17 protein-coding genes and 1 pseudogene are annotated in these 16,406 nt (G+C 36.4%); 3 read left to right on the top strand and 15 right to left on the bottom strand.

Going from position 1 to position 16,406, the window contains the following annotated elements:
• Nucleotides 1-84: 84 nt before the first annotated feature.
• A complete protein-coding gene (locus AM499_RS22360) occupies nucleotides 85-198 on the top strand; it encodes a winged helix-turn-helix transcriptional regulator (RefSeq protein ID WP_197275597.1) in 114 nt (37 codons plus the stop codon).
• A gap of 100 nt (nucleotides 199-298) precedes the next feature.
• On the opposite strand, the gene AM499_RS05775 is transcribed toward AM499_RS22360, so the two are convergent.
• Complete coding sequence (locus AM499_RS05775; protein ID WP_053589300.1) at nucleotides 299-742, bottom strand: Lrp/AsnC family transcriptional regulator; 444 nt, start codon at nucleotides 740-742, stop codon at nucleotides 299-301.
• Between the two features lie 121 nt (nucleotides 743-863).
• Between AM499_RS05775 and AM499_RS05770 the strand changes: the two genes are divergently transcribed.
• Nucleotides 864-1,415, top strand: a complete 552-nt coding sequence (locus tag AM499_RS05770) for a cysteine hydrolase family protein (RefSeq protein ID WP_053589299.1) — start codon at nucleotides 864-866, stop codon at nucleotides 1,413-1,415.
• Between the two features lie 69 nt (nucleotides 1,416-1,484).
• Here AM499_RS05770 and AM499_RS05765 read toward each other — a convergent pair whose 3' ends face one another.
• The 8 genes from AM499_RS05765 to AM499_RS05730 all read right to left on the bottom strand — a co-directional run bounded on the left by AM499_RS05765 (nucleotide 1,485) and on the right by AM499_RS05730 (nucleotide 9,994).
• A complete protein-coding gene (locus AM499_RS05765) occupies nucleotides 1,485-2,075 on the bottom strand; it encodes a beta-class carbonic anhydrase (RefSeq protein ID WP_053589298.1) in 591 nt (196 codons plus the stop codon).
• Nucleotides 2,076-2,131: 56 nt separating this feature from the next.
• Nucleotides 2,132-2,761 carry an NAD(P)/FAD-dependent oxidoreductase gene (locus tag AM499_RS05760; RefSeq protein ID WP_053592108.1) on the bottom strand — a complete coding sequence of 210 codons (630 nt, stop codon included), beginning with the start codon at nucleotides 2,759-2,761 and terminating at the stop codon, nucleotides 2,132-2,134.
• Nucleotides 2,762-2,849: 88 nt separating this feature from the next.
• On the bottom strand, nucleotides 2,850-5,267 hold the full coding sequence (locus AM499_RS05755; protein WP_053589297.1) for a heavy metal translocating P-type ATPase: 2,418 nt from the start codon (nucleotides 5,265-5,267) through the stop codon (nucleotides 2,850-2,852).
• A gap of 79 nt (nucleotides 5,268-5,346) precedes the next feature.
• Nucleotides 5,347-5,553, bottom strand: coding sequence for a copper chaperone CopZ (copZ, locus tag AM499_RS05750; protein WP_053589296.1), 207 nt, complete (start codon nucleotides 5,551-5,553; stop codon nucleotides 5,347-5,349).
• A gap of 105 nt (nucleotides 5,554-5,658) precedes the next feature.
• Nucleotides 5,659-5,991, bottom strand: a complete 333-nt coding sequence (locus AM499_RS05745) for a metal-sensing transcriptional repressor (protein WP_053589295.1) — start codon at nucleotides 5,989-5,991, stop codon at nucleotides 5,659-5,661.
• Nucleotides 5,992-6,458: 467 nt separating this feature from the next.
• A complete protein-coding gene (locus AM499_RS05740) occupies nucleotides 6,459-7,730 on the bottom strand; it encodes an MFS transporter (protein ID WP_053589294.1) in 1,272 nt (423 codons plus the stop codon).
• Between the two features lie 170 nt (nucleotides 7,731-7,900).
• A complete protein-coding gene (locus AM499_RS05735; protein ID WP_231687536.1) occupies nucleotides 7,901-8,359 on the bottom strand; it encodes a peptide ABC transporter substrate-binding protein in 459 nt (152 codons plus the stop codon).
• Between the two features lie 177 nt (nucleotides 8,360-8,536).
• Complete coding sequence (locus AM499_RS05730) at nucleotides 8,537-9,994, bottom strand: flavin monoamine oxidase family protein (protein WP_197275642.1); 1,458 nt, start codon at nucleotides 9,992-9,994, stop codon at nucleotides 8,537-8,539.
• A gap of 474 nt (nucleotides 9,995-10,468) precedes the next feature.
• Here AM499_RS05730 and AM499_RS05725 point away from each other — a divergent pair.
• A pseudogene (locus AM499_RS05725) lies at nucleotides 10,469-10,888 on the top strand (SRPBCC family protein); the annotation flags it as partial.
• Nucleotides 10,889-11,130: 242 nt separating this feature from the next.
• On the opposite strand, the gene AM499_RS05720 reads toward AM499_RS05725, so the two are convergent.
• The 6 genes from AM499_RS05720 to AM499_RS05695 form a co-directional block, all read right to left on the bottom strand.
• The gene (locus AM499_RS05720) at nucleotides 11,131-11,436 is read right to left on the bottom strand and encodes a hypothetical protein (protein WP_053589292.1); all 306 of its coding nucleotides are present in this window, start codon (nucleotides 11,434-11,436) and stop codon (nucleotides 11,131-11,133) included.
• Nucleotides 11,437-11,595: 159 nt separating this feature from the next.
• Entirely contained in the window at nucleotides 11,596-11,889 is a 294-nt protein-coding gene (locus AM499_RS05715) for a hypothetical protein (protein ID WP_053589291.1), read from the bottom strand.
• A 571-nt stretch (nucleotides 11,890-12,460) separates the two neighbouring features.
• Nucleotides 12,461-13,057 (bottom strand): AAA family ATPase, encoded by a 597-nt coding sequence (locus AM499_RS05710; protein WP_053589290.1) that lies wholly within the window; start codon nucleotides 13,055-13,057, stop codon nucleotides 12,461-12,463.
• Between the two features lie 183 nt (nucleotides 13,058-13,240).
• Nucleotides 13,241-13,582: a hypothetical protein gene (locus AM499_RS05705; protein ID WP_053589059.1), complete on the bottom strand. Its 342-nt coding sequence runs from the start codon at nucleotides 13,580-13,582 to the stop codon at nucleotides 13,241-13,243.
• 285 nt (nucleotides 13,583-13,867) lie between these two features.
• On the bottom strand, nucleotides 13,868-14,515 hold the full coding sequence (gene catA / locus AM499_RS05700) for a type A chloramphenicol O-acetyltransferase (protein ID WP_053589289.1): 648 nt from the start codon (nucleotides 14,513-14,515) through the stop codon (nucleotides 13,868-13,870).
• 470 nt (nucleotides 14,516-14,985) lie between these two features.
• Complete coding sequence (locus tag AM499_RS05695; RefSeq protein ID WP_053589288.1) at nucleotides 14,986-16,002, bottom strand: hypothetical protein; 1,017 nt, start codon at nucleotides 16,000-16,002, stop codon at nucleotides 14,986-14,988.
• Nucleotides 16,003-16,406: the final 404 nt, after the last annotated feature.

Raw genomic sequence — 16,406 nt, 5'->3', positions numbered from 1 at the left:
TTTCCGATACTAAGCGTTTTTTCATTTGTTTTCGTTAGAGTACATATTTCCATCAACATCAATAAAATTGCCTATATCGAAATTGTGGATGAAATCATTAAAAGCCTGCTCCCCGTCGAATATAGCCTTACTGAAAAGGGGCAAACTCTCTGGCCTATTATTCAGGAAATGTGCCAATGGGGAGAACATAATAATTGAAAGATCCTTTGTCTCTATGCAAAAAAGGTATAATACCTCAGTACGAGGAATTATACCTTTTTTGCTGTTTTTTAATCTTATAGAAAAGTAAATCACTTTTTTATCGTGTAGCAGCCAATGGATTCTGAAGTTTGACCTCTTTAATGGATAGATGTACAGTATAATTCCCATATTCAAGAATTTTATCCAGAAAAGGATTCAATTGCTCTTGTGAGTTAACTTTTATTTTTAAATGATAACAGCCTTCTCCCGATACGCGGTGAACTTCCACTACCTCATTTCGTTCATTCATAAATCGTATAAACGAATCATGGTTTGCAGTTTTCATGTAAATAATGATAAACGCTGTATAAGTAAGTCCTAATTTCATTTCATCAACTATTAAAGAGTAAGCTTTAATGACACCACTTTCCTCCAGTTTTTTTATACGATTCCCTACTGCTTGTCCCGTCATATGAATTTGTTCACCTAAGTCTTTCCATTGAATACGTGAATTTTCGGATAGTAACCGAAGAATCTGAAAATCAATATTATCAAGTTCCATAATAAATTCCTTTCACCATGAAATTTTTTGAGATAAAAGTGTTTCGTCAACTTATCGATAAAAATCAATATACGATCTATGATTATAGTGTAACAAAATACTTTAAATGAGGTGGAGAATAATGAGCACAGCTCTAATTATTGTAGATATTCAAAATGACTATTTCCCAAATGGAAAGATGGAATTAAGCAACCCTGAAAAAGCGGCCGCTAATGCTGCGAAAGTGCTTGAATCGTTTAGAAAGAACAACAAAGATAACATTTTTCATGTTCAACATTTCGCAGGTGATCCAGCATTAGGATTCTTCCTTCCGGATACTGAGGGGGCTGAAATACATGAAACTGTACAACCATTGGAAACTGAAAGCATTATCATCAAACATTTCCCTAACAGCTTTTTAAAAACAGAATTAGAAAGCAAATTAAGAGAAAATGGCGTAACTAAAGTAGTAGTTGTAGGTATGATGACACATATGTGTATTGATGCAACAGTCAGAGCGGCAGTGGATCTAGGCTTTGAGACGACACTTATTGAAGATGCATGTGCAACACGAGACTTGTCTTATGAAGGTAAGGTCGTTCCAGCTGAACAAGTTCATTATGCGTTTGTCGGTGCGCTTAACGGTATGTATTGCGCTGTAGAATCGACCGAAGATTTCCTACAAAAAAACTAACAAATCATAATGAACATTTAAATGTAAAAGGCTGTCCAGATGCTATTTTTTCTGGACAGTCTATATTCATTACGCTTTATTTTGTTGTTCGATATAAGCATTCCCATCTGATAAAAGATCCAAATAACCTGTTTTTGGATCCATGACAAGACCATGTACAGGAATTGTTTTTGCTATTAATGGGTGATTACGAACAACTTCACAACTCTTTAATACACTTGTTTTTACATCACCAAAACCTCGAAGCCAACTGTTAATATCAAGTGAAGAATATTTTAATATATCAAACGTTTCATCCGAAATGCCGCGTTCTTTCATATGCTCAATCATGCTATCCGGATCCACTGCGCTCATACCACAATCGTAGTGACCGACAATGAACACTTCCTCTGCAATTAGCTCATATTCATATAGCGCAACGAGTATACTGCGCATAATACTACCAAATGGATGGTTTACTATTGCCCCAGCACTTTTCACAATTTTCACATCACCATTACGTAGATTCATCGACTTTGGTAAAAGTTCGACAAGGCGTGAATCCATACAAGATAATACAACTAGCTTTTTATTCGGATATTTTGTTGTGATGTAGGGCTCATACCCTTTTTCTTCAATGAATCTACCATTAAATTCTAAAATATCTTTTAGGGAAGACATATTATACCCCCTTATTTCTAATCATGTGTCTGATATTTGGGTTGCAATACAAAACCCTATCTAGCTACTTCATTTTTCAAGTTTTCAAATCCAAAACGATCAATAAATTTTATAAACGTTTCCCTCTTCTTGCCTTGTTCAGCATAGATGTGAATGATTTTTTCGACAACTTTATACAGCTGTTCAGGCATTAGCTGCTCCATCAATAAAGTACCTATTTGAGCGTCCTTTCCTTTTGCTTTTCCACCAATGTATAAGTCATATCCGTTTTTTACTTTCATGATGCCGATATCATTTACGAGCGGTTCACCACATCCTATAGGACATCCAGTGTAAGCTGGGCGAAGTGTGAAAGGAACAGGTTTTCCTGCTATTCGCTTGTTTAGTTCAATGGCTACAGGCATTCCTTCTTCTTCTGAGCCTTTACAAAAATTGCAGGTCCTTAAACTTTTCACAAAATTTCCTACTGGATAACAGGACAATCCTACTTCGTTAAATTTCTCTTCCACTAATTCAAGCTTACTTTCAGGTATCTCGATGTAAAGTTGTTGAAATGTGGTCAACTCCAGTTCATCACTATCGCTCATATACTCCACAATTACAGCCAATTGTTTTGCATTTAGTTTTGCTCCAAATGAAATGCCACCATTTACAGCCAGTTTAATCTTTTTATCGATTTGGTTCATTACTATTCTCACCCTTACCCTCCATTGAATTTATTCTATGTAATCTATAGAGTAAACAACGTAGTTTACTCTATAGTCAACAGTAATTTTAATTATCTAATTTCACTCGTTGTAAACGTAAAGCGTTCAGTACAACTGACACGGAACTAAATGCCATCGCTGCACCTGCAACCCAAGGAGCAAGTAATCCGATTGCTGCAATAGGTATACCAAGTGTATTATAGCCAAATGCCCAGAATAAGTTTTGTTTAATGTTGCGCATTGTTTTACGACTCATAATGATCGCATCGGCAATACTATTCAAATCTCCACGAATTAGTGTCACATCAGCGGCTTCCATCGCTACGTCAGTTCCTGTACCAATGGCCATCCCAATATTGGCTGTTGCAAGGGCTGGGGCATCATTGATACCGTCACCGACCATCGCTACTTTTCTACCGGCCGCTTGCAGTTTCTTCACTTCTTCTGCTTTACCTTCAGGTAGAACTTCAGCAATGACATCGTCAACGCCTACTTCTTTTCCTATGGCATGTGCTGTTCGCTCATTATCACCAGTCATCATGATGACTTTGATACCCATCTCTTTTAAACGACGTATGGCTTCCGCTGATGTGTCTTTGATTGTATCCGCTACAGCAACTAGCCCTGCATATTGCCCATTAATTCCAGCTAGCATCGCGGTTTTACCGTCGCTCTCCAATTTCTCCATTGCCGGGAGAACTGCTGTAATATCGATGCCGTATTGCTGCATGAGTTTGCGTGTACCTATAACAACTGCTTGACCTGAAACGGTTGCTTGCACACCATAACCTGGGATTGCTTCGAAAAATTGAACGTTACCAAGTTCGATGCCTTTTTCTTGAATACCTTCAACGATTGCTTGTGCTAATGGGTGTTCAGATTGTTTCTCAGCCGCACCAATTAAAGATAAGATTTTTTCTTCCACTTGACCAATTGCTAGCACAACGTCTGTTAAAACAGGTTTACCATGTGTAACAGTACCTGTTTTATCAACTACAACCGTGTCAATACTTTGTGTCTGCTCTAAGTGCTCTCCACCTTTGAATAAAATACCGAATTCAGCTGCACGACCTGAGCCTGCCATAATGGACGTTGGCGTAGCCAGACCTAGAGCACATGGACATGCAATTACAAGTATCGTAATTAACACTTCAAGTGCTGGTGTAAATTCACCTGGTTGTACCCATAAAATCCAAACAAGGAAGGCAATAATTGCGATCCCTACAACGATCGGAACAAAAATACCTGAAATTTGGTCTGCTAGGCGTTGAATCGGTGCTTTAGAACCTTGCGCATCTTCTACGACTTTAATGATTTGTGCTAACGCAGTATCGCGTCCAACTTTTGTTGCTTTCATTTTAATAAAACCGTTTTTATTAATCGTTGAACCGAATAACACGTCACCATGCTTTTTATCAACCGGAAGACTTTCCCCTGTCAACATCGATTCATCAACAGCTGTATTTCCTTCTAATACTTCACCGTCAACCGGGATTTTTTCACCTGGTTTCACTAATATTGTGTCACCAATGACGACTTCTTCTAATGGAATTTCTTTTTCAACACTGTCACGCACGACAATCGCTGTTTTCGCTTGTAAGCTCATTAATTTTTTTATCGCTTCCGATGAACGACCTTTTGCTTTTACCTCAAATAACTTACCTAAAATAATGAGTGTAATCAGTACCGCACTTGTTTCAAAGTAAAGGTGCGCATCATGATGGGAACCAGCTGTGACAATCGCTTGGTATACACTGTAGAAGTAAGCTGCAGATGTACCCATAACAACTAGTACGTCCATATTGGCACTGCCATTTCGTAATGCCTTGTAAGCACCAACATAGAATTGTTTTCCGACAATGAATTGGACAGGTGTTGCAAGTGCCATTTGTAGCCATGGATTCATTAAGATATCCGGTAGGTAAAGGAACGATGTAAATGAAAAATGTGCAACCATCGTCCAAAGTAATGGTAAAGATAAAATCGCCGAAATAATGAATTTACGTTTTTGGTCTTTAATTGCTTTTTCACGGTGATCGACCCGTTCTTTGTCATCTTTCTTTTGGTGTGCCCCATAGCCTAGTTTCTCCACTTTCGCAATCATGTCTGAAATCGCTACCTCAGATGGGTTAAACTCAATTGTTGCTTTTTCTAATGCTAAGTTGACGTTCGCATTTGCAATTCCATCCATTTTGTTTAACCCTTTTTCAATACGTATCGCACATGCTGCACATATCATACCCGTAATATCAAACTCTACTTTTTGTTTCACTACTCCGTAGCCAAGTGCTTCGATTTTCTTTTCAAAATCAGCAGCACTCAGTTTAGACGGGTCATATTTAATCGAAGACTTTTCAAGTGCTAGATTGACATTTGCTTGTTCGACACCATCCATTTTATTTAACCCTTTTTCAATACGTATCGCACACGCGGCGCATGTCATCCCTGTAATTTGCAGATTAGCTTCTTTGACTTCTTTACTCATGTTACTTCCACCTCTTCCATACCATCTGGGGTATATATTTTTGAAAATAATAGAGTGCTAAAGAAGCACTCAATCAATTTTATTCGATCTCATAACCTTGATCTTCAATCGTTTCTTTAATTTTATCAAGTGACACTTTCACTTCATCAAATACTACATCTACTTGAGCTTCCGTTAAGTTTACCTTTACTTGTTCAACGCCTGCTAATTGACCAACACTTCCCTCAATAGCATTTACACAATGTCCACATGACATTCCATGTACCTTTAATGTTATATCTTTCATGTTTTCTCTCTCCTGTAATTGAAGTATTTTAATCCAGACTTGTTATACGGTATAGGGGTATAAATACTTAAAAAATTTTTTCATTTTCTACGTGCTATTTCGTTTTTATTTTTTCATTAGCTTTTGAATCGTCAGAACTAATTCGTCTAATACCTCTTCATCACCTTCTGAAAGGCGATCTACCACACAACCTTTTAGATGACCTTCCAAAAGGATTTTGGCTACGCTATTTAGAGCAGATTGTGTCGCAGACAGTTGTGTGATTACATCGTCACAGTAAACGTCTTTGTCTATCATTCCCTTTATACCTCTAATTTGACCTTCGATACGATTTAATCGAGTTGTTAAATCCTTTTTTACACGTTCTGGATGATGACTTTTTCGACAAGACACTACAATCTCTGTATGGCAAGCTGCTTCTTTCACTGTGTTTTCCATCAGCTCAACCTCCTAACTTGATATTATTTTACCATACCCCGGTGTGGTATGTAAAGTGCAAAGTAGAAAAGTATACGTCACATTTAAAATTCAATCATTAAATATTTTAAAAAGTCTAGTTTTGCTTATTCAACTAACCTGCTGCGTTAGTTTAAGTGTAACATTTCACAATGAATCGCCTAAATCCACTTGATGTTTTAAACGTAAAAACAGACCATCGAAATGATGGTCTCGTTTAGCTAAAGCACCCGTTAGTTGAAGAAGCATTCTGGCTATAAATATCGAATAAAAGCGTCTTATCTCTTTCACTTAAACTAAAAATTTTTTCAATAACTGTTTTATCATAAGTTTCATAATAATAGTGAATAGGTCGTTCACTTCATCTTCACTGGAAGAAAAATAAAAGCCTTGCTTTACTTTTACGTAACAAGGCTTTTACTGTTGTCTCATTTTTTATTTAGACTTTATTATGCTTTCCCTCTTCGCGACCAAATTATAATAGGTATGAGAACTAAGGATAAAAGTCCCCCACTTAAAGACAATGTAGCATAACTTGTACTAGCTACTACCATTCCCGAAAGAGCACCACCTGAAGCACCTGCTAATGCAATAAAAACATCAAGTGTTCCTTGAGTTTTCGCACGTGTTGAAGGCTCTGTAGAATCAACAATTAGAGCAGTGCCACTAATTAAGCCAAAGTTCCATCCCAATCCAAGTAAAGAAAGAGCAAGTACTAATAAAACAATTGAATCGCTTGGTGCGAATGCTGCTAATAAACCAGCGAATAACAATGTAATCCCCGAGGCTATGCTCATAGTTGTTCGACCTACTTTATCTACAAGGACTCCTGTGACAAGTGAGGGAAGATACATTGCACCTATGTGAAAACCAATAACAATTCCAATTTCATTTAGACCATGTCCATGGTGTTTCATATGTACCGGTGTCATTGTCATAATTGCAACCATTACAATTTGGGTAAGAACCATAACCGTGGCACCAATCATTAGACCTCTTCTATTTATTGCTTTATCAACAGAATCCCTTTTATTTACAGGCTCATATTCTTGTTTATAGGCTGCTATCCTGTTTGCAATATCTAACGGATCGGGACGCAACATAATTAAAAGAACAAGACCTGCTAAGATAAATGCAGTAGCTGATAATATGAATGGACCTGCAAGTGGCGGAACACCAATGAAACTAGCAAATTCACCCATAACTTCTACTAGGTTTGGGCCAGCAACAGCCCCGAATGTTGTCATAACCATCGTAGTACTAATAGCTGTTGCTCGTTGTTTTTTGTTTGCTAAATCAGTTCCCGCATAACGAGCTTGTAAATTTGTCGCAGTCCCTGCACCATAGATCAGTAAAGAAGCAAATAATAAAATGACACTATTCATCATGGCAGCAATCACAACTCCAATTGCACCAAGTCCACCTACAATAAAACCTAATGATAAACCTGTACGACGTCCATATCGTTGTGAAATTTTCCCTACAATTAAAGCAGCTCCTGCTGAACCTAAAGTAAATAAAGCTGCCGGCACTCCTGCAAAAGCATCAGTTCCAAGCATTTGTTGAGCCAACAGGGCACCTACTGTAACTCCTGCTGCAAGCCCTGCACCACCGAAGATTTGTGATAAACTTACAACGAACAACACACGTCTATACAAGCTCTTTAATTTTTCTGGTGAATCTATATAACTCTCAATTGAATCTTGTGCTTTACCAGACACTTATTAACACCTTCTTCTATTTATTTTTATTAAACTAAACTGCTGCGTTTGTTTAAGTGTAACATTTCACAATGGTCCACCAAAGTCTACTTGATGTTTAAGATAAAAAAATAGACCATTGAAATGATGGTCTTGTCTAAACTTAAGCACCCGTTATCACAATAATAATCTTAACTAATCCAAGTCATTTTCACTTCTTTGGATTCCCATTTATTATCTTTATAATGAACTTTAACTTCTACTCCAACTACCCCTAGACCCGAACGATACATGGAACCCTCAAAAAAGATTTCATTGTTGGACTTAAAATCAACTTTTTCTATTCTAAGAAGTACGCCATCCAAACGCATCGTATCTGAATATCCCTTTTCTTTCAGTTGTTCAAGAGTAGCGTCCATTATTTTAACTTTATATTTTTCCTTAAAGTAACTTAAGATTTCTTCAGTATCACTTTCATCTGCGTCCTCGAAATTACTCATATCGATTGCTATATATTCCATATCACTACTTAATGCTTCATCCTGTTCCATTATAGAGTCCAATGCAACACAAAGTCTGATCAAAAATATTTGGCGAAGTCGCATTTTATGGAGAATAAAAAGAATCCATTTTGAAAAAAGTTTGATCAAAATGGATTCTTCTCTTTCACATTCGAATTAAAATTATATAAAAAAGTTTGATCAAAATTCAAGGAAATGTTAACTTAAAATAAAGTTTTCAGACCCATAGAAAAGCGTTCCTGGCTGTGCCAAGAACGCAATCGTTAAGTATGCAAAATATAATAATTTCCCTTACTCCAAGTAATATCAAGGCAAGCCATTGACTTCATGTACTACACGTATTCCAGACTCAATTGCACCTTGTATCCAACCGTGTGGCAGTGCAGTGTGTTCCCCAGCAAAGTGTACCCTTCCTTCGGGAGTGCCGAGGTAAGGAAAAAGTTCTGTTTCTTGTTCTGGTTTGAACAACGTGAAAGCCCCACCTGAATATGGATTCTGAGCCCAACTGTAAGAAGCTCCTGTTATAAATTCATCATATACTTGTTCTCCATGGATGGTAGCCAAGTTCTTTAAGGCTTGTTGAATCCGATTTTCTTCACTCAAGCTGTCCCACGGAATGGCATCATCCTCCCAAGTATAGCTAGCTAAAATTACGCCCGACTCGTTCTTTCCAATTCCATGGCTTGGATAATAACTAAATCGGATGGGTAAATCAGAAACCGTTTGACCACCTTTTATCCCTTCATCTTCCCAAAATCTACTTTTAAACTGAAGGCCAATCTTTGTAGAAGTCACATAATGAAGTTCTCTAATCGCTTTCCACTTGTTATGGGAAAAAGAATCATGGGGTTCAACTTCAACGAATTGCAAGATCGAGAAAGGAATGGTCAAGATGCAAATGTCACATGTCATTTCAGTGGGTTTTAACGACTCTGTATTCTTAGTATGAAGTGTAACTTGGTTATTATGCTGAACAATTTTGGTCATCTGTTGCCCATAAATAATATTTTCTTTTAATTGTGGGAGAAATGCTTGTGGTAGTTGGTCATTTCCTCCAGTAATCTCATAGAAACTGATATTAGGATTGAAAAGAATCATAAATTCACGTAATAGATCCAGGAATGCGAGTTCAGACAAGCCCTCGATTGCAAGTAGCACCTTAATCATTTCAATTGCACCAGGAGATAAAGTCACCCCATTAGAGTTATATCTTAAAAACTCATCCATTGAGAATCTATCATATTCTTTTATTACCCAACTCCAATTTTCCAACGGATTTAGATTGATAAAGTCTATAACCGGCTGAAGTATTGGTTGAATCAACTCCACAGCTGTTTTTCCCTTTTCGTTAGGGGCAACTGGGTAGCCAAGGATATCAGGGGTCTGTTTATACAGATATTGGCGTGTTTTGATCCCATTCACATAGATCAGGTCGTTAGGCGTACTGTTAATAAAAGAATTTACTGGTAAGCGGAATTTTTTTATGTATTCCAAAGTCAAATAATGATGATTTGGAATACGCATTGCCCCTGCTTCCATGTATTGCCCATTGATAAAAGGGGACCGTTTTGTGTAGACACGTCCTCCTACTCTTTTAGAAGCTTCAAGGATAACTACGTTATGTCCGGCTTCCTTTAACAATGAGGCAGCGACCAATCCTGACATACCTGCGCCGACAATGAGAATCTTCTTGGGATTTTGCGTTTTTTTTAGTCCATGTTGAATTGTCCAAATCATTTGATCGGGTGACACAGGAGGAAACATGTTAGTCACACTCTTTCTCCTTAGTTTGTATTGTAAGCCATCCTTTAAGAGACTTACTTTCATCCTATTCATACTAGGCTTATCCTATGTGTAAGATAATACAAGGAGGCAGGTAAAGTCATGAATTCATCGGTTTGGTCCCTTATAACCAAATGGAAAAATGAGGAAGATCCTTATTGAAGATGATATACCAAAGTTATTGTAAGTAGAAAAAACCTTGGAAATTCGAATATTACATACTCAAAACTTCCAGGTTATAAGAAAGTCAAAAAAAGAAAAATCCCAAATTAAATTACAATACATGATTTTTGATCAAACATTTTTATAAACGATCAAACTCTATTACAAATGGTTATATAATAATTATCGTTGCTCTCCATTAGTTCACCTTCATTCTTTACCTTCTTAATATAATGATAACAGCCCGTCCCCTTGTTGAACTAAACTGTCCCGTTAGTTAATTAACAAACTAATGCGTGGACAATATCTGAACGAGTTTCAGAGTGGTTCGCTCGTGAAACGGTAGTAGTAGCTAAAGAAGGGGGAGCATATGAACTATATTTCGTTCCAGGAAATAAAACTGGTATGAATACTAAAGGTTGCAAGATAATTAAACTTGTTGATGAAAAAGAGCTAGTGTTCACTTGGAAAGGACCAGACCAGTTTGAAGATATAATGAATAATGAAAATGACCTCACAATAGTAAATGTTAGTTTTGAATCAATTAGTGAAAACTCTACGAAAGTCAGTTTACACCATACAGGATTTAAGAATAATGAAAGTTGGACAGATGCATTTCAATGGCATCAAATGGCTTGGTCTGGCGTTCTTAGTAGCTTAAAGTCTGTTCTTGAAAAGGGCGAAGGTAATTTATGTTGTCAACCTGTAAAATAAGTACCTTACAAAACCGTCTATTTTTTATGAATAGATGGTTTTTGTTTACCTAAATATATCGCCTTTTAACGAAAGAAGAAAACTCTCTTATTCCACTAAACTGCTTCATTAGTTTAAGTGTAACATTTCACACTTGATCACCGAATTTCACTTTGTTTTGGACATAAAAACAGACCATCGAATTGATGGTCTTGCTTAACTAAAGCACCCGTTAGTTGAATAAGATAACCAAATTAATTTCGTTAAATTTTGCCGACGATTGCATAAAGAAATGTACTAAAAAAAACACCTAAAGAAATGGAAAGTAACGAGATATACTTCATAAACCCTTTTTCTTTTTTAAAGAAAGCACAGATACCAAGTACTATGCCTGTTAAATAGATACCAAAGCCAATGAATATTCCCCACCTACCCAAAATATCAATATTAATCGGTGGGAATGCCATATATGCAACAAAAATTCCAACAACAATTAATATAATGGAAAACTTACTAAACTTTCTTTCCATGTTTCCATCCCCTTCTGTTATATCTATTTCTCTAAGCAATTTAGTTTCCCCTTGTTCAACTATACTGCTGCGTTAGTTTAAGTGTACCATTTCACAATAAACTTCTGAGATCTACTTGATGTTTTGTATAAAAAAACAGACCATCCAAATGGTTTTCTTGTTTAACTAAAGCACTCCGTTAGTTGAATAAGAAAGTCGTTAAATTGCCCAACCCCATTCACCTTTTAAGACATTTTCTCTTTCATCATTATCAATATCTGTGATATCCCATTCCTTCCGTATACACTTACGACAAGGTAATGGATAATTTTTATCTTCATCACATTCAAATATTGTTGAAAAACTTCGTTCCAAATCATTGGGGTCATAGAACAAAGTACAATGTTCAAAGTCGTGAATATATTGGCATTTACAGAAATCACACTCTACAAACCTAAAGTCAGAGTAATCATCTAGTATGCTATCTGTTTTAAAATTGTTTGCACTTATCATTACTTTCTCCTTTTATTAAATCAATAGCTTTAAGTATTATACAACATTATTCTTGTTCCACTAACCTGCCCCGTTAGCCATCCATGCAGCCAAAAAAAGCTGCACCACAGAGAATGAAAATGTTTCAGAGCGGGTATAGATTGATACGGCTGGCGAAGAAGGTCGATGAACTATGGTGCCATAGAGCCCATCCGTTAGTCTGACTCCAACGACCACGGTGCATCACAGACTGTCGCACTCTATACGAGTAGCACTCATGGGAGATTAATCCTACTCTGGTTATTGCACCAGCCTTGCCTTTATTCTAACAAGAATGGAGTTGCTTTGATTTAACTTTCAGCTTAATATAATCATTCTGAAGGCTCAGCCTTTTTTTAAAAAAGTAATTTCTGAGTCTCTTTTGTTATGCAATTTTATAGATTTTGAGCATTTTTTAATTTTCATGGGAGTTTAAGTGTAACATTTCACATTGTATCGCCGAAATTTCCTGATGTTTTGGGCGTAAAAATAGACCATCGAATTGATGGTCTTGTTTAACTAAAGCACCCGTTAGTTGAAGAGAGTAACCTATTTAATTTATAAATCGTATTTGTTTTATTTGTACTTTAATTCTGTCTAATCTTTTCTTGAATTTATTTCTCTTGTCATCGAGTAAATGAATGTCTAACATAGATGCAATTGTTTCCACTACACTTTCAACTGTCAATTTATCAGTTTCTATTCGATTTTTAAATATATCATTTGATAACCCTTGAATACATCTATCTATTTGTTTTTCACCCCATGAATTTTTTCTCTCACCCCTACTTCGCAGCCTCTTTTGTAATGTTTCTTTAGAAGCCCAAAGTACAAAATGATTGACTCTCACTCCATCATCTCTTAATTTCCCTATAATTTCCTCAAAATACTGTGGATTTACTAAGGTCATAGGAACAATTATAATCCCGTCATATTCACTATCTATGTATTTTAAAGTAGTGTAATTTAACTCTCGCCAGATACTATAATCTTGGAAATCACCTTTACTAATTTCTTTGGGAATATTCCTGTTAATAAAAAAACCTATGTTTTCTGGATCATAGACAAGGGAATTGGGAATCCTTCGTTCTAATTCGTAAGAAGTCTGAGTTTTCCCAGAACCAAATGCTCCATTTAACCAAATAATCATTATAATCACCCCTTTTCATATTAAATGAGTTCTTCTTATAAGACGTAAATTCCTTCTTCAACTAAACTGCCCCTTTAGTTCAATAAGAAAAAAGGCTTTACTCCTTCTTGAAGTAAAGCACCCGTTTGTTTAAGTGTATTTATTCACATAGAACTATCCAAAATAGTTCTATGTATGCAAGTTCTAATAATCTAACTGCTTTAAGCTCAATAATAAACCATCATCTGTAATCTTTTTAACCTTGAATGAATTTAACTTTCTGTCAATTTTTTTATCCATTTTATCTGCATTACTGAATGAATTTCTTACTGCATCTATTGCATAATTAAGAATTGATAACACACCTGCACTTCCTAATGCCACTCCTATACTTTCGTTCTCTGGAAGATGAGTATCCATAATCTTTCTTACTTCTTTATAATAGTCTCCTTTAATAAGGATATATTCAGATTTTGTCTCTAAACCTGCTAATAACTCAGTTCGATTATGTGCTTCATAAGCTTCTATACCATTCACTTTGTACATAAAAAATCCACCTTTCAAGTGTCATAATAATCAACTCATAATAATTATATGAATATAAACAAACTAAAGTTCCGCTTTTTTCTAATTTTATTTATTCGACTAAACTGCTGCATTAGTTTAAGTGTAACATTTCACATTGTACATAAAAATAGACCATCATTTTTGATGGTCTTGTTTAACTAAAGCACCCGTTTGTTTAAGTACATTTATTCACAGACTTAATTTTTCATCAATAAAAAAAGGAACTGATATGACAGTTCCCTTTGTATTTCTTTTGATTAACAATTAAATCCACTCTGCACTATCATCAGCAAGTCTTTGTAAGCCATTCATAAAAACACTCGCATGATAACCATCACAAACTGCATGATGAATTTGTAAAGAGACAGGTAGGAATAATTCATCATTTACTTGTGAATATTTCCCTCCAGTTATTATTGGTAAGAGAAAATCACCACCATTATTAATATTTAAATTAAATGCTGTAAAAGAACTCCAAGGAATCATAGATATCGGAATATTATTATCTGGTATAGGTGTTTTTGGAAATAAACTACCCGTACCATTGTATTTTTCTACATCCTTTTCATATTGAGAATGAAACTCAGAAAAATTAGCTAAATTTGGTGACCAGATACCTGAAAATGTGTGAGTTTTCTCATCAAAAATTGTATAAGAAGGGCAAATCTCTGTCCAATAACCTAAATTACCTTTTAAGTTAAAACTAGTTCTAAATTCTATGTGAGAATTAACTAAATTTGTAACCATAAAAATAAACGCAGGGTATAACTTATAATTCTTTTTCTTTAAGTTCCTCATAAGAATAGTAATATTAATTTCAGTCGTTATACTGAATGTTGTTTGTTGCTGTAAATAGTATTCAAAGTATTCTTTTCGATACCAATTGTCACGATTAATAATATTGAATTTCATATTCAACGCCTCCTAATATACTTAATTTTATCTTAGGAGGCTTCTTTCACTGCTTTTTTCATAACAGTCATCCTTTTTTATATACAATTTCATGCAACTATATTATCAAGTATCTCTAACTAGAGTCAACAAACATTCTTCCACTATTCTGTTGCTTTAGTACAATAATTTTTTTAAAAATAGCTTCAACTATAAAGTCGTTTAAATTGCCGGGTGTTCCACAATCAAGCTTAATAGAAGAAATGTCACAAAAATGATCAAAATTGTTATAAAAGAATGCTTTAATTGAATATAAAAAGCGTATTTTGATCAATCTTTTTTCAAAAATCGTTCTTTCTTTGTATTCAGTAATAAAGGTTACTAGCATCAATTTGATCGAACATTATTCTAAAGAAACATCAAAGTCTAATTGGACTCTTTTATCCATAATCATCTCTCCTATAAAACCATTTTTAAAACCTTTGTATTATTTAATTATGGTCTAAATATTTTTCCTCTCCCTGAATCTGATAATCAACTTCAGTTGGACTCATCTCTCGAAGGGCTCGACGGCGTTCGTGCAGCACCAACAGGATAATCATCCCCATTATTATACCTAAGACTATGCCTGCTTGTGTGGTCAACAACCATGCCAATGGGTACTCTGGGGAGGGTGACGCATCGAGTCGAACGGAAGATAAGGCGGAATAGAGGTTGTTGGAGAACAACGCTCCCGATGAAATCCATGCCGCTGCCATAGGGGGGAGAAACCACCTCGACCCACGGCGGGATGCTACCACCAGTATACCCCACGCACCAGCAAAGGACCACACGCCTGTACTCAATGACAGCAGGTGCCACCACACATCGCGTTCACCCATGGATGCCGGGTCGATGCCGAAAGAGCCGCCAACTGCCCAAAACACCTTGATGACACCGAGCAGAATGCAGCCGACAGCGACGATCCTAGCCAAGATGATCTGCAGTTGGCGAGTATTGCCTGGTAACTCCTTGTAGTCGGTTGTGCCACCCAGCGCCTCTGGCCAACGTGCCTTTGCATACCCCGCCAATGCAATCGGCAGGAAGAAGCCAATCCCGAAAAGTGAAATCATGACGAAGATCTGCTCGTATACCCATAAGTCGGCGGCACCTGCCTCTTGATCCCGAATCATAGCAGCAGGGCCCAGAACCGGTGCAATCAACAACATAGGAACGAGCAACCCTGTACCAACCCAAATGGGTAGAGCAACCAACCACGCAGGTAGCCGCTCCCCCCACTGCCTGCAGAACGCCATTGCAAGAAGGATACCAATCGCAGAGAGAACGGCAGTTACTGCGTTTATAATGCGCCAGCTGACGTCACCCATTTGCTCGGTTGGAAGGAAGAGGCCGAAAGTCCATACGATTTTGATCAGCAGGTAAGGTGTTACTGAGATTGCGGCACCATAACCGCAGATTCTACGCAACCTCATCAATCTTGAGGACTGCCTCTCTGAACTAATAGTCACCTTCTAATCTCCTCTACAAGTTCTAATTCACTTTGTTTCATAATTATTTATCCACTCCTATCCTAATGCCTTTAACGCTTTTAAACCTTTCTGGTACAACTTTCAAGTACTTATATTTCCAAAACTCATATTAGCCTTTCTTAATTAATTCCCTTAAATGACCCTTTTCTGGAATATAATTATGATATTTTTGCCATGAAAAGTCCTTTAGACAATTTATATCCAAAGGGGCAAAGCTTCGTAACTTTTTTACAAACATCGCGAATTTGTTTTAAATCACACCACCCCATTTATATCATTATTCAACAAACTGCCCTTTACTTTCATACGTTCAAAACGAATAGAGGTTCCAATTTTATGTGAATTTCCCATTTGAATTAACAAAAATCCGTTTTCTGCTATTG

Source organism: Bacillus sp. FJAT-22090, from assembly GCF_001278755.1.
Taxonomy (GTDB): domain Bacteria; phylum Bacillota; class Bacilli; order Bacillales_A; family Planococcaceae; genus Psychrobacillus.
This window is presented reverse-complemented; position numbering and strand designations above follow the sequence as displayed.

Excerpts from the sequence above, each read along its gene's own strand:
- AM499_RS05775 (WP_053589300.1), bottom strand. The coding sequence starts at position 742 with ATGGAACTTGATAATATTGATTTTCAGATTCTTCGGTTACTATCCGAA.
- AM499_RS05770 (WP_053589299.1), top strand. The coding sequence starts at position 864 with ATGAGCACAGCTCTAATTATTGTAGATATTCAAAATGACTATTTCCCA.
- AM499_RS05765 (WP_053589298.1), bottom strand. The coding sequence starts at position 2,075 with ATGTCTTCCCTAAAAGATATTTTAGAATTTAATGGTAGATTCATTGAA.
- AM499_RS05760 (WP_053592108.1), bottom strand. The coding sequence starts at position 2,761 with ATGAACCAAATCGATAAAAAGATTAAACTGGCTGTAAATGGTGGCATT.
- AM499_RS05755 (WP_053589297.1), bottom strand. The coding sequence starts at position 5,267 with ATGAGTAAAGAAGTCAAAGAAGCTAATCTGCAAATTACAGGGATGACA.
- copZ (WP_053589296.1), bottom strand. The coding sequence starts at position 5,553 with ATGAAAGATATAACATTAAAGGTACATGGAATGTCATGTGGACATTGT.
- AM499_RS05745 (WP_053589295.1), bottom strand. The coding sequence starts at position 5,991 with ATGGAAAACACAGTGAAAGAAGCAGCTTGCCATACAGAGATTGTAGTG.
- AM499_RS05730 (WP_197275642.1), bottom strand. The coding sequence starts at position 9,994 with ATGTTTCCTCCTGTGTCACCCGATCAAATGATTTGGACAATTCAACAT.
- AM499_RS05715 (WP_053589291.1), bottom strand. The coding sequence starts at position 11,889 with ATGATAAGTGCAAACAATTTTAAAACAGATAGCATACTAGATGATTAC.
- AM499_RS05710 (WP_053589290.1), bottom strand. The coding sequence starts at position 13,057 with ATGATTATTTGGTTAAATGGAGCATTTGGTTCTGGGAAAACTCAGACT.
- AM499_RS05705 (WP_053589059.1), bottom strand. The coding sequence starts at position 13,582 with ATGTACAAAGTGAATGGTATAGAAGCTTATGAAGCACATAATCGAACT.
- catA (WP_053589289.1), bottom strand. The coding sequence starts at position 14,515 with ATGAAATTCAATATTATTAATCGTGACAATTGGTATCGAAAAGAATAC.